Source organism: Marinomonas pontica, from assembly GCF_036322735.1.
Lineage (GTDB): Bacteria > Pseudomonadota > Gammaproteobacteria > Pseudomonadales > Marinomonadaceae > Marinomonas > Marinomonas pontica.
This window is the reverse complement of record NZ_AP027271.1, coordinates 2,938,016-2,951,784: the sequence shown is the minus strand read 5'-3', so window position 1 is coordinate 2,951,784 and position 13,769 is coordinate 2,938,016. Positions and strand designations below refer to the sequence as shown.

Sequence of the window (13,769 nt, the reverse complement as noted above, 5' to 3'; positions counted from 1 at the left end):
ATAATATGTTGGTTATTATCACCAAGTTGTGTTCGGCTGGTAAGAGTCCAACTTTCGTATTGGCGACGCATTTTTGTGGATGTTGGCTGAAATTGGTCGATTTTTAATAAGTATGAGAGGGTTCTGAATGAAAAAGGGTGTGTATCAGCATTATAAAGGGGCGTTGTATTGGGTTGAACGTGTGGCCAAACACAGCGAAACGGAAGAAGACTTGGTAATTTATCAGGCGTTGTATGGTGACTTTGGTTGGTGGGCCAGACCCTTGTCCATGTTTATTGAGACGGTGGAGATTAATGGAGAAAGTATCCCGCGTTTTGATTGGATACGAGCAGAGCGTGACGCGGGATAAAGCATTCTTTGGACTTGGCTATTCGCTACTTTGAGATCAAATTGGCGGGTGCATCCAAGGTGATTCACGCATAAAGGAAATGATTTGCTCTCTCAGCCAGCGGTGAGCAAGGTCATTATTAAAGCGTTCATGCCAAAAAATATGGATGGGATGTCGGCCATTGTATTCATCAAGATCCAGCACTTCTTGTGGAATCGGCAGTAATTTCACGGGATAAAAATTGGCTTTTTCACACATGACGTTCAGGAAAAGGTCACCGATGGATCGCGATGTTACCAATGCCATACCGCGTTTTATGGCTTGCATGGCGACCATTAGACTGTCGGTTTCTAGGCTAGCCTGAATGACATGCCCCTGCTGTTTTAGCTTTTGTTCGGTCTTTGAAAAAGAACTGTTACGATGGCTACGCAAATGATGTGTCACCACTTTGTGCGCTAACAAATCGGCAACCGATACTTCGTCTTGATGAAAAAGCGGATGCGCTTCACTGATGATGATGCAGGCTTCCATGTAGCCTATCAGCTTGCTACGAATGTTTCCGGGAGTGTCATTAATCCGCATAATCCCAAGGTCAACATTGCCAGAAATCAGCTCATCCAATTGAGTGTCACCCCAAGAGCTGATAGACAATCTGAGCTTAGGCGCTTGGTATTGTAAGGATGCCAATAATGGTTCAATGAAGTTTTCTAAGTCGCCTTCATCTACACGTAACTTGAAGCGTCTGTCTAGGCTTTTTAGATCTAATGAGTTCGGGCTCATTAACTCGGACAGTGAGCTTAAGATCGGTTGAATAAGGTCGTGAAGCTCAGACGCTCGTGCGGTTGGACTCAGTCCATACGCTTGGCGAGTGAAAAGCGAGTCTTTAAATAATTCCCTTAACCTTTGCAGGCTTTTACTTAAAGCGGGTTGAGTAACCCCTAATCTTTCTGCGGCGCGCGAAACGCTGCCTTCTTCCATAATGGTAACGAAGGCGACGAGTAACTTAATGTCTAATTTTAAGATGTCGTCTAGATGCATATACTTTCTCGATAAAACGGCTGCTCGAAAAGCAAAGCCTTATTGCACTTGGCAATAAGGCTTAGTTTTGAAACAGGCTGAACCGTTAGGATTCAAATTCGTCGTGATGACGATATTTAACACGGAACAATATGGTGTAAAACACCGGTACAGCGATCAGCGTCAGAATCGTGGCAAAACCAAGACCGAACGAAATTACCACGGCCATGCCTTCAAAGAACGCGTCATACAATAATGGCACCATACCCAAAATAGTGGTGATGGCGGCCATACAAACTGGGCGCACACGGCTAACAGCAGACATGAAGATGGCTTCATACTTTTCTGTGCCCTGTTCGAGTTCGTAGTTTATTTGATCTGCCAATACGATACCATTTTTAACCGTCATACCAGACAAACTCAAGAAACCAAGCAGCGCCATGAAGCTGAACGCTGAGTTCATCGCAAGCAAGCCTGTCGATACCCCAATCAATGCCAGCGGCACACAAAACCAGATGGTCAGCGGCACGCGGATTGAGTTGAACAGCAGAATAGTAATGATGAACATGAACAAGTAACCCATTGGCAATGCCTTGAAGATATTGGCTTGCGCATCGGTACTGCTTTCGTATTCACCGCCCCAATCTAGAACGTAGCCTGGTGGCAATTGAATGGCTTCAATGGCACCACGAGTACGACCAAAGATGGCCATTGCGGTTTCATCGCCCAATATTTTAGGGTCTGCCATCACGGTAATCGTGCGTTTACGGTCACGACGTTCAATGATGGGGTCTTCCCATACGGTTTCGAATCCAGACACTAAGGTCGATAAGGTGACATACGATCCTGTTGCGGGACTGTAAATCTGTAGATCTCGAATCTGATCGATGGAAACGCGTTCGCTTTCTGGTGCGGTGCGAACAATCGGTAATAAGTCCGTCCCTTCACGGTACAAACCAATTTGTGAGCCAGTAAAGTTGGTTAGCAGTACGTCGTCCAATTCGGTTTTGCTGATGCCTAAGCGTCGTGCTTGGGCGTCATTGAAAATAGGACGTAGTACTTTAACCGGCTGACGCCAATTGTCTTTGATGTTTTCCAGACCGCCATCGACGCGGTAAATTTCCTGAATTTGCGCACTGAACTGACGCAACAGTTTAGGATCTGGCCCGCTGATGCGTGCTTCCAATTTGGCACCAGAGGAGGGGCCTAACTGTAGACGTTGCAATTTCACTTCCAGTTCCGGGTATTCTTCCTGCATTTTGTAATACAGGTCTTTTAGCAAACCAGGAATCACTTCTGTGTCATGGGTACGAACGATGAACTGAGCGTAGCTTGAATTCGCTTGCTCTGCCGTGTACGTCAGCATGAATCGCAACGCGCCTTGACCCGTTGTAGACGTAACGTAGTTAATACGTTCGTCTTTTAGTAGGTCGGCTTCGATCTTCTTAACGGTATTGTGCGTGTCTTCAATGTGCGTCCCTTCCGGCATCTGAATGTCCATATAGAACATAGGTGTCGTGGAGGGCGGAAAGAAAGACTGCTTCACAAACTGGAACGCCCAGCCCGCAGTAAACAAGCTGCCGACCAACAGAATCACCGTCACCCAGCGATAATGCATGGCTTTATCCAAGAGCCATTTGTACCCAGAAAAGATAAAACCATTGTATGGGTCAACCGCTTCTGGTGCGTCACCTTCTTCGCTGTTTGCTTTCGCAATGCTGTCTTTGAAGAACAAATCACAGAAGAATGGCGTCAAGGTGATGGCGGTAATCCAGCTTAATAACAGCGAGATTAGTAACACGTAAAACAGTGAGCCAACAAATTCACCAACGGCATCAGGGGACAAGCCGATAGGAGCGAAGGCCGTGACGGCAATAACGGTCGCGCCTAACAGCGGCCATTTGGTTTGTTTTACCACCGAACTGGCGGCTTGCAGTTTGGTCATGCCCCGTTGCATACCGATGAGCACGCCTTCGGTAACGACGATGGCGTTGTCCACCAGCATACCGAGCGCAATGATCAGACCGCCCAAGGAAATACGCTGTAAGTTGATATGGAAATAATCCATCACGATGAAGGTGCCCAAAATGGTCAACAACAAGATGATGCCGATCAAAATACCAGAGCGAATGCCCATGAACACCAAGAGCACTAAAATAACGATACCAACCGCTTCCACTAGGTTAAGTAGGAAGTTAGACACAGAGCGTTCCACTTCTTTGGATTGGAAGTAGATCGGGTCCATGTTTAGGCCAACGGGTTGTTGGTATTGCAATTCTTCGATGCGGTTCTCAAGAGCCTCACCGATTTTTACGACGTTTACGCCAGAGGAAAACGAGATGCCAAGTAATAACGATTTGGCGCCATTGAAATCCACTAGGTGTGTTTTCGGCTCGACGTACTCGCGTTTAATGGTCGCGATGTCGCGTAAACGAATGAGCTTACCATCGGTTGGGGTGCCAACAATCAAGTTTTCCAATTCGGAAATGTCGTTAAATTCGCCCGTTGGGCTGATGCGAATGTATTCGCTGCCGACCTTGACGCGGCCCGCATTAGACACACTGTTTTGATTGGACAGCAGAGTTTCTAGCTGGCTTGGCGCAATGCCCATATTGGTCAGTTTGGAACGAGAAATCTCGATTGTGACTTGTTCGTCTTGCTCACCGGCCACCGTCACTTTCGCAACGCCATCGACCAATACCAATTCCCGTTTTACGTAATCCACGTAATTTTTCAGGTCTTTGTATGGGTAGCCATCCCCATTGATCGCCAGCATAACGCCGTACACATCACCAAAGTCATCCAACACGATAGGCGTGGCAACACCGCTTGGAAAGGATCCTGTAATGTCGCGAATTTTCTTGCGAACTTCGTCCCAGATCTGTTTCAGCTCTTTGGCACGATAGGTGTCTTTGATGGTTAATTGAACTTTCGAATAGCCTGCTTTAGACGTCGACGTGATTTTGTCCACATACGGCAAGTTTTGCAGTTCGCGTTCAATCGGGTAGGTCACTTCTTCTTCTACTTGTTCTGGTGACGCGCCAGGGTAGTAGGTGATTACCAAGGAATCCTTGATGGTAAATTCAGGGTCTTCCAGTTGTCCTAAGTTCGAAAACGCGATCACACCACCGACCAATAAGATCAGTGTGATCATCCAGCTCGTGACTTTGCGGTTTATAAAATACGCTGCGATATCCATTATAGACCTCGCTCACGTGTCCAAGGACGAACGTGCATGCTGTCGGTTAGGCTATTTACCCCAGCGGCAACCACTTGATCGCCTGCTTCTAGGCCAGACAAAATCTCGATTTGGTCATTTTGTAAAGCACCCAAAGTCACCACACGCGCGCTCACTTGGTTGGTGTTTTTGTTGAATACCCACACTGTGCTGTTGGACTGGCCTGTGCCGGTGTCTTCATGACGAAGCACGGCTTCAACGGGAATGGTGAAGTGTTTTTTCTTACCCAGCAGGCGGCTTAAATCGATGTCGACGTTCGCGGTCATACCCGGCAATAGCGTATGTTGTGCTGAATCGTTACGGATCAGACGTAAAGTCACATCGTACGCCATAGTGGTTTGATCGGGAGTGGTGTTGTGCTCTTTGTACTCACCTGCAAGTGGTTCATCTGGTGCTACGTCAACCACGACTTTTGGCTGGTAGTTTGAATTGGTGGCTTTGATGCTGACGACGAGACTTTCAGGCACTTGGAACTCCACATCCAAAGCATCGATGTTTTGAATGTGCATCAATGGCGCTGTGGCGCTGATGTATTGGAAGTTTTCCGTTGCGACAGAAGCAATGACGCCACTGAAAGGCGCGTACACTTTGGTGTATTGCAGCTGATTTTTTGCCGTTTGAAGGGCGTTATTGGCTTGATCTAATGTCGCTTTGGTTGAATCGTATTGCGATTGGGTTGTCGCGTCTTGGCGCAACAAGTTCTGAATACGTTTGAACTGAGCTTCTGCAAGGCGTTGGTTGGCTTGAGCAAGTTCTACCTGTAATTTGAAGTCGGTTGGATCTAATACAGCAAGCAATTCGCCTTTTTTAACGCGTTGACCTGCAACCACGTTCAGCGCCACTAACTGACCGCCAACGCGAAACGCAATGTCGGCTTCTTCACTGGCTTTGAGCTCAGCAGGAAAACGTCGAATGTTCACCGCGTCGGTTGCGGCAATAGAGATCAGTTTGACTGGACGGATAATCTCTTTTTCGACCACGGTTTCTTCTTCGCTTGATGAACAACCAACCAGCAGCAGAGAAGCGGCCAGCGTCATACCAACAAGCGTATTTAAACGTTTTTGGGAATTCATTCATTGCTCCGTAAATATTTAGGAAATAGTTAGATGAATGTATTTTATATCTCTCGTGTGAGGATATGAACATTTAAATATATATGAAAGATATGCCTAGTTGCGAATATCTTGCTGAAACGGGGTATATTCGCACTACTGCGTTTTTTCCAACTCCGCTAAAAAAGTCTCTAGAATCAAATTGGCCCGAGCCCCTTTGCGCGTTATGGCGGAAAATTGGGTAATGTAGTGGCAGTCGTTTGGCAAAATGGCGCGCATGCGACCGTCTCGAATCCAGTGTTCTGCAACGTGGTCGGGTAAGAAGCCTATATAACGTCCTGTGAGAATCAAAAAGGCAATGCCTTCGCGGTCGGTCGCCGTGGCGCTGGGCGTCAGTGGCTGATGTTGCGCTTTGATGTCCGGTGTTTGCGCGTAGGCGGGCAGCACCGCATCGTACTCTTTTAACTTGGCTTTGGACAAAGCGTCGTCAGATAGGGTGAACAGAGGGTGTGTGTTGCTGCAGTACAGCTTGGATTCTTCTTCGTACAGGTGGTGATAATCCAGACCGTTGAGGATTTTTAAGTCCGGCACAATGCCGACGTGCAATCGTCCATCCAGTACGCCGCGTTCCACGTCAGTGGGTGGGATCATCCGAATGTTAATGGCTACGTGAGGGCCTTTGTCTTTTAGGCCACCCAAAGCTTGCGTAATACGCGTGTGTGGCAGGGTGACCAAATTGTCTGTGATGCCAATGTTGAGTTCGCCTTTTAGATGCTGGTGGAGCGCATTAATGTTGGTTCTAAAGTCTTCAATAGACGACAACAGTTGCAAGGTGAAGTCGTACACTTGACTGCCTTCATTGGTTAAGGCGAATCCAGAGCGACCTCGTTGACACAGACGAAAGCCGAGCCGTGTTTCAAGATCGGATATCGCAATGCTGATGGCGGCACGACTGATGTTTAGTTCGACTTCGGCCGCGGAAAATCCGCCACATTCGACCACGGTGCGATAGATTCGCAAGATGCGTAAATCGGCATCGCTTACCTGACTCTGAAATTGTTTCATGTGCCTTCCTGATCAAAAAGCCGTTTGTAGTCAATACAAAAGCGGGTTGTTCATCGCTTTACTTAGTTAAGTAAAAATTTAACTAAGCGTTAATAGATTGTAGTTTTCATAATCTATTCCTCTTGGCATAGTAGTGTCAATACAAGGCTGTTGCCTCTTAATATTTGAGACGCAGCAGTTAATTGACAGGCTGACTAATCCCTTTTACGGAGCGCACATGGACATCATTGGACATTTGATCAACGGCAATCATTCGCTAGACGCAGAACGCACGCAGGATGTGTTTAATCCGGCGACAGGCGAGGTGGCGAAAAAAGTGGCGATTGCTTCTCGCGCTACGGTTGAAGAGGCCATTGCGGCTGCGCAAGCGGCTTACCCCGCATGGCGTGACACGCCGCCACTAAAGCGTGCTCGGGTAATGTTTAATTACAAGACGTTATTGGAAAAGCACGCGGACAAAATTTGCGAATTGATCGGTGCTGAACACGGTAAAATTTGCCATGACGCCGCGGGTGAATTGCAGCGCGGTATTGAAAACGTGGAATACGCCTGTGGTGCACCAGAATTATTAAAGGGCGAATACAGCAAAAACGTCGGCCCAAATATTGATTCTTGGAGCGAGTTCCAGCCATTGGGTGTTGTTGCTGGTATTACACCGTTTAACTTCCCTGCGATGGTGCCTTTATGGATGTTCCCAATGGCGATCGTATGCGGCAACACCTTTGTGTTGAAGCCGTCAGAGCGCGACCCTAGTACGTCGTTGTTTATTGCTGAATTGCTGTATGAAGCCGGTTTGCCTGCCGGTGTCTTTAACGTGGTGAATGGTGACAAAGTCGCTGTGGATACCTTGTTAGAAGATAAGCGCGTTAAAGCGGTAAGCTTTGTTGGGTCTACGCCTATCGCAGAATACATTTACAGCAAAGCCAGTGCGAATGGCAAACGTTGCCAAGCATTGGGCGGCGCGAAAAACCACGCGATTGTGATGCCAGACGCGGATATGGATAACGTGGTCAGCCAATTATTGGGGGCGGCATTTGGTTCGTCTGGTGAGCGTTGTATGGCGTTATCTGTGGCTGTGGCGGTGGGTAAAGCGGCTGGTGATGCCTTGGTAAACAAGATGGCAGACGCCATGAAACCCTTAAAAGTGGGTGAGTTTTCGGATAAATCCAATGATTTTGGCCCTGTTATCACCAAAGAGCACAAAGACAAAGTCGTTGGTTTTATTGATAGTGCTGAATCTCAGGGGGCGACCGTGGTTGTGGATGGGCGCAATCCGAAAGTCTCTGGCTACGAAAATGGCTTTTTTGTTGGTGCCACATTGATTGATGGTGTTACCAAAGAGATGGACAGCTATCAGCAAGAAATTTTTGGCCCTGTTTTGCAGGTGGTTCGAGTCGATACCATGGAAGAGGCTATGACTTTGATCAATGACCATGAGTACGGCAACGGCACGTGTATTTTTACTCGTGATGGTGAAGCCGCGCGTTATTTCTCTGATTACATTGAGGTCGGTATGGTGGGTATTAATGTGCCATTACCGGTTCCTGTGGCGTATCACAGCTTTGGTGGCTGGAAGCGTTCTTTGTTTGGTGATCTGCACGCTTACGGTCCAGATGCTGTGCGCTTTTACACGAAGCGTAAAACCATCACGCAACGCTGGCCGTCTGCAGGTGTACGCGAAGGAAAGAGTTTTTCATTCCCTTCATAAGCGCAACGGAAACGAAAGAGTCCCAGACGTTTCTTTCTGTCCTTGGAGTCCGATTTTATTAGGCCACAACAGTCAGTAGGAATGTTTTTTAATGGTCGCTTACCACTTGGTAGCGACCATTTTTTTTCGCTTGATATAGGGAGTCATCAACGCGTTTTAGTGCGCTTTCTGCGGTTTCGTTTTTGTCCACTTGAATCAGGCCAAAGCTGCAAGTGATGGTCTTATCCCAGCCCTCTATGGCAATGTGTTTAGGCATGTCTGCACAGATGGTCTCTATGCGTTGTTGAATCTGAGACAGCTCGACATTCGGGAAAATGAAGAGAAATTCTTCGCCACCCCAACGGCTTGAAATGTCGGTTTCGCGCATGGATTTGGACAGATAATCTGAGATCTTAATCAGTACTTCGTCGCCTTTGTGGTGGCCTAATTGATCGTTTACCCGTTTAAAATGATCGACATCCACGAGGCTGATACAGAAAGGGGCAGTGTTTTTAGCTTTACGGCTAACGTAATAGTTGAGCGCATCAAGCCCAAACCGACGGTTAAATAGTTGTGTTAGTTCGTCTTTTTCCGCGAGGTTAACCAACAAAAAATATTGACTGGCATACATGGATCGAGAAAGGGCGGCCGTGGCGATAAAGGGAAGGCTTGCGCCTACGATATTCAGGACAAAAAGCAGCGGATAATATGCGATGATACTGTCGAGTTTGGTTTGGAAAAACACGCTCAGCAATGTAAATGCTGCCATGTGGACGAAAGCGATGAATGAAGACCAAGCGATGCTAAGACAAGGTATCGCCATCAAGAGTAACGCCATTGGCCACAGGTAATACTGAAAGCCAGCATCCGCACCAAGCACGCTGGTGGCGAAAACCGCATGGCTTAACACTTCTACGCTCATGATTAGAATGGAAATGTCGTGCCGGCTAACACGATTAAACCAAAAGGTTGTTATCCATAAAGCGACGCTGAGGACATTGAACCAAGCAAGCGTGGTTTGATCGAGATAAATAAATAATAAAAGGAACAAAAAATGAGCAATGCAGCCTATTGCCGACGCTATACTTAAAATCTGAGACGTTTGCCTGAGACTATTGAAAACGTGGTTTGAAGTAAAAGAATGCGGATGCTTTAATTGACTAGTATTTACCACGGTTGCTTCAATCCTTGGTTCAGTTATTTGGTGTTCTTGAAAACGGTTTACTTCACTAAGTCATTGCACTGTTATGGTTACCAAATACAATTGACTTACGTTTATAACGGTTTAACACTTTTCTACTTTTTCGGGCTGTTTATGAAGAAAAAATATAACCTTGCTTCATTATCAAGATTCTCATGTTTAATCATAGCGTTATTTTTAACCGCTTGTTCAGGAATGGGAGAGACCAAAAAAGCCGAAGCCGAAGCAACGGAAGGATTAGTTGTTGATGTAGAAGGCAATTCTGCTTATTTGTCTGGTGTTTTAGACAGCAATCTGGTTCAACAATTAAGCGATATGGTACGCAAAAACCCCAATGTCACCGACTTAGTCTTGGTGGACATTCCGGGATCGATCGATCAACAAGCCACGATGGAAGGCGCTCGTTTGATTCGTCGCTTGGGGTTGAATACGCACATTGCGACCACAGGTTACGTGCTTTCTGGTGGGGTTGACCTATTCTTAGGTGGGGTGCAGCGCAGTATTGGTGCTGGCGCCGGTGTTGGTGTGCATGCTTGGTCAGACGGAACCAGATTTAAGGCCACCAATGTGAATGTGGCGGATCCTATCCATGCCACGTATGTGAATTTTTATCTCGAAATGGGCGTGCCAGAACGTTTTTACTGGTTTTCATTGGACGCGGCACCCGCGGACAGAGTGTACTTTTTATCGCCAGAAGAAGTGTACGATTTCCAACTAGCGACAGAATAATGAAGCACCAAGACAAAGGGGAAATATGGAGCAAATAGAACTGTTCGCCATAGAAAGCCCTTGTCGAGGTGTGTGCGAAAACAGCGTAAAAGGGTTTTGCAAAGGCTGCTTGCGCAGTAGAGAGGAGCGCTTTCATTGGTTTTCACTGTCCAATGAAGCGCGTCATCATGTTTTGGATCTTTGTCAGCAACGCCGCGCCCGCTTGTTAAAAGCTCGCCAAGACAGGTTGGAAGCCGATTCTGCCAAGGCGTTGCCTTACGGTATGGAAGATGAATCCGAGCCGCTGGCAGATCTTTTTGAACTAACAAACGACTAGAGACTTTTGCACGACTACTGTGCTTACCAATACTTCGTGCCAAAAGGTCTCGATTAGTTTTCAAAAATCGCGTCGAGCGCTTCCGACAGACGATCTACGCCAATCACTTTCATGCCTTCAATCGGTTTTTTCGGACAATTGGCTTTGGGTACGACGGCTCTGGTAAAGCCATGTTTAGCGGCTTCGCTAATACGTTCCTGTCCAGATGGCACAGGTCGAATTTCTCCAGACAAGCCGACTTCGCCCAGTACGACCAGATCATGCGGAAGCACTCTATCGCGAAAGCTCGACACTACCGCTGCAATCGCCGCTAGGTCAGCGCTGGTTTCCAGGACTTTAACACCGCCCACCACGTTCAAATACACATCTTGGTCAGACGTCAACAACCCGCCGTGTTTGTGTAAAACGGCCAACAACATGGCAAGTCGGTTGTGGTCGAATCCGACCGTCACGCGTCGTGGGTTGCCTAACGCGGAATCATCCACCAGTGCTTGTAGTTCCACTAACAATGGACGCGTCCCTTCCCAAACCACCATCACAAGGCTGCCAGCAGCAGGGTGATTGCTGCGGTTCAAGAAAATAGAGCTTGGGTTTTTAACTTCCTTTAGGCCGTTTTCGAGCATGGCGAAAACGCCTAATTCATTCACTGCACCAAACCGGTTTTTCATGCCGCGAAGGGTGCGAAAGCGCGAGTCTTCCGATCCTTCGAGTAATACCGAACAGTCCACCATGTGTTCCAGTACTTTAGGCCCTGCCAAAGAGCCGTCTTTGGTGACATGACCGACCAGCAGAACGGCAGTTTGGGTTTGTTTGGCAAAGCGTGTCAAAACGGCGGCACTTTCTCGAACTTGTGACACGCTGCCGGGCGCGGATTCTACGCCATCCAAATGCATAACTTGAATGGAGTCGATGACCATCACTTTGGGTTTGACCTGTTGGGCAATGGTTAGAATCGCTTCGACGTTGGTCTCTGAGAGCATTTTCAGGTTTTGCGTTGGTAGGCCAAGACGTTGCGCCCGCATGGCGACCTGTTGAAGGGATTCTTCGCCTGTCACATACAGTGCGCTTTGTTGCTGAGCTAACCAACACATGGTTTGCAGCAACAAGGTACTTTTCCCTGCCCCCGGATGTCCGCCGATGAGTACCACACCACCAGGTACTAGGCCGCCGCCTAATACCCGGTCGAACTCATTGGCACCGGAGCTAAAACGCGGCACATCGCCCAAATCCACATCAGACAAATCCTGAATGCCTGTGACCGCGCCTGCGTAACCTTGGTAACGCGGGTCTTGGCTTGCGGCCACCCGAGCCGACGTTTTACCTGCTGTCAGGCGTATTTCTGATAGTGAGTTCCACGCGCTACAGGCTTGGCATTGACCTTGCCATTTGGCATAGTCGGCGCCACATTCATTGCATACAAACGCGGTTTTAGCTTTGGCCATGAGGGTCTCTTTCTCTTAGTTCTGTTTCTTCCAATTGACTGAGTACAGGTCGGTACGACGGTCTTTTAGGTTGTTTACCGAGCCTTCACTGCGCGTTAGTTTGAGCTTATCCAAATCCAAATCAGAGAACATAATCATTTCGGTGTTTGGGGTGGTTTCTGCCATCACGGCATCGTGTGGATAAGAAAAATCAGATGGGGAGAAAACGGAGCTTTGCGCGTATTGAATGTCGAGGTTTTCTACCTGAGGCAGGTTGCCACAGCTGCCGCAAATAACCACATAACATTCGTTTTCAATGGCGCGGGCTTGGGCACAACGACGCACACGTAGGTAACCGTTTTTGGTGTCTGTCCAGAATGGTACAAACAGTATGTCCATGTCTTGCTCGGCAAGCAGACGTCCCAACTCTGGGAATTCCACATCGTAACAAATCAATATGCCCACGCGACCGGCATCGGTGTTGAAGACGCGCAGGTCGTTGCCGCCTTGGATAACCCAGTCACGACGTTCGTGAGGCGTGATGTGGATTTTCTTTTGTTCTTCCACGGTGCCATCGCGGCGACACAAGTAACTGACGTTATAAACGATTTCGTCTTCAATGACAGGCATGGATCCAGTAATCACGTTGATGTTGTAACTGACGGCGAACTGTGACATTTCATTGATAAAGCGTTCTGTGAAGCTGGCCAAAAAACGGATGGCTTCGGTTTGGTTGCCTTGATCTGGGCTCAGTCCAATTAATGGTGCATTGAAAAACTCAGGGAAGAGGACAAAGTCACTTTTATAGTCGGATACCGCATCAATGAAGTATTCCACTTGCTTTAATAGCTCATCGACGCTTTCCACTTCACGCATTTGCCATTGGATCGCGCCAATGCGTACTTGCGTCTTGCGCGAGCGGATTACGTTGGTGTCTGGTTCGAAGAAGATGTTTTTCCATTCCAAGAGCGTTGCGTAGCCTTGGGACTTTTCGTCTTCTGGCATGTAGCGTTTTAATAAACGCGTAACTTGGAAATCATTGGACAGCTGGAAAGTCAAAATAGGGTCGTAAATTTTACGCTCACGAACCGCTTCTAGGTATTCAGCCGCACTCATTTCATGGGCGTGCTCGTGGTAATTTGGAATACGACCACCTGCTAAAATGGCGCGCAAGTTGTGCTGGCGGCATAGGTCTTTGCGGGCTTCATACAAACGACGGCCTAGGCGGTAACCGCGGTACTCTGGCGCAATTAAGGCATCCAAACCGTACATTGCATCGCCCATAGCGTCGTTCAAAATGTTTTCTTTTTGATCCACCAAGTCATCGTAAGTGTGCGGGTTACTGAAACGCTGGTAACTCACTTGCACGGACAGGGCAAGGCCGACGATTTTTCCGTGGTCTTCTAAACAAATTTGTCCTTCTGGAAAATCTCGAATTAATTGATGAATCGTGTGTTCTGGCCAAGCACCACCAATATCGTGATACACCTTATCCATCAGAATTTTGACTTGTTCATAATCATTGTTGGTGAGATTACGAATGGTTAAATGTAAATCTTCGTGCTGCATGTTGGCCTCTGTAAATCGGTCTTATGTATTGCTCATGATAACGCGTATCGCCATGAGGAAGTAGGTGATGGGAGGAAGATTGAACGGTTAAATCTTTATTTAGTGGCGTTTCTAAAAAAGAAAACCCCCGCCGAGGCGAGGGTTTT

Annotated in this window: 11 protein-coding genes; 4 read left to right on the top strand and 7 right to left on the bottom strand. The window is 47.6% G+C overall.

Features of this window, described 5'->3' with window-relative positions; all coding sequences use genetic code 11:
- Positions 1 to 127: 127 nt before the first annotated feature.
- The gene (locus AABA11_RS13925) at positions 128 to 349 is read left to right on the top strand and encodes a DUF1653 domain-containing protein (RefSeq protein ID WP_265727364.1); all 222 of its coding nucleotides are present in this window, start codon (positions 128 to 130) and stop codon (positions 347 to 349) included.
- A 36-nt stretch (positions 350 to 385) separates the two neighbouring features.
- Here AABA11_RS13925 and AABA11_RS13920 read toward each other — a convergent pair whose 3' ends face one another.
- The 4 genes from AABA11_RS13920 to AABA11_RS13905 all read right to left on the bottom strand — a co-directional run bounded on the left by AABA11_RS13920 (position 386) and on the right by AABA11_RS13905 (position 6,700).
- Positions 386 to 1,366, bottom strand: a complete 981-nt coding sequence (locus tag AABA11_RS13920) for a LysR family transcriptional regulator (RefSeq protein WP_338268851.1) — start codon at positions 1,364 to 1,366, stop codon at positions 386 to 388.
- 85 nt (positions 1,367 to 1,451) lie between these two features.
- A complete protein-coding gene (locus AABA11_RS13915; protein WP_338268849.1) occupies positions 1,452 to 4,544 on the bottom strand; it encodes an efflux RND transporter permease subunit in 3,093 nt (1,030 codons plus the stop codon).
- Positions 4,544 to 5,656: an efflux RND transporter periplasmic adaptor subunit gene (locus AABA11_RS13910; protein WP_338268848.1), complete on the bottom strand. Its 1,113-nt coding sequence runs from the start codon at positions 5,654 to 5,656 to the stop codon at positions 4,544 to 4,546. The genes AABA11_RS13915 and AABA11_RS13910 overlap by 1 nt, the downstream gene beginning before the upstream one ends.
- A 135-nt stretch (positions 5,657 to 5,791) precedes the next feature.
- Positions 5,792 to 6,700 carry a LysR family transcriptional regulator gene (locus tag AABA11_RS13905; RefSeq protein ID WP_338268846.1) on the bottom strand — a complete coding sequence of 303 codons (909 nt, stop codon included), beginning with the start codon at positions 6,698 to 6,700 and terminating at the stop codon, positions 5,792 to 5,794.
- A 217-nt stretch (positions 6,701 to 6,917) separates the two neighbouring features.
- On the opposite strand from AABA11_RS13905, the gene AABA11_RS13900 reads away from it, so the two are divergent.
- On the top strand, positions 6,918 to 8,408 hold the full coding sequence (locus tag AABA11_RS13900) for a CoA-acylating methylmalonate-semialdehyde dehydrogenase (protein WP_338268844.1): 1,491 nt from the start codon (positions 6,918 to 6,920) through the stop codon (positions 8,406 to 8,408).
- An 88-nt stretch (positions 8,409 to 8,496) separates the two neighbouring features.
- Here AABA11_RS13900 and AABA11_RS13895 read toward each other — a convergent pair whose 3' ends face one another.
- Positions 8,497 to 9,438: a GGDEF domain-containing protein gene (locus AABA11_RS13895; RefSeq protein WP_338268842.1), complete on the bottom strand. Its 942-nt coding sequence runs from the start codon at positions 9,436 to 9,438 to the stop codon at positions 8,497 to 8,499.
- Between the two features lie 345 nt (positions 9,439 to 9,783).
- On the opposite strand from AABA11_RS13895, the gene AABA11_RS13890 reads away from it, so the two are divergent.
- On the top strand, positions 9,784 to 10,317 hold the full coding sequence (locus AABA11_RS13890; protein ID WP_338268840.1) for a COG3904 family protein: 534 nt from the start codon (positions 9,784 to 9,786) through the stop codon (positions 10,315 to 10,317).
- 25 nt (positions 10,318 to 10,342) lie between these two features.
- Positions 10,343 to 10,633: a DUF1289 domain-containing protein gene (locus tag AABA11_RS13885; RefSeq protein ID WP_338268838.1), complete on the top strand. Its 291-nt coding sequence runs from the start codon at positions 10,343 to 10,345 to the stop codon at positions 10,631 to 10,633.
- A gap of 53 nt (positions 10,634 to 10,686) precedes the next feature.
- On the opposite strand, the gene radA is transcribed toward AABA11_RS13885, so the two are convergent.
- Positions 10,687 to 12,075, bottom strand: coding sequence for a DNA repair protein RadA (gene radA, locus AABA11_RS13880; RefSeq protein WP_338268836.1), 1,389 nt, complete (start codon positions 12,073 to 12,075; stop codon positions 10,687 to 10,689).
- Between the two features lie 15 nt (positions 12,076 to 12,090).
- Complete coding sequence (locus AABA11_RS13875) at positions 12,091 to 13,623, bottom strand: carbon-nitrogen hydrolase family protein (protein ID WP_265727372.1); 1,533 nt, start codon at positions 13,621 to 13,623, stop codon at positions 12,091 to 12,093.
- Positions 13,624 to 13,769 lie beyond the last annotated feature (146 nt).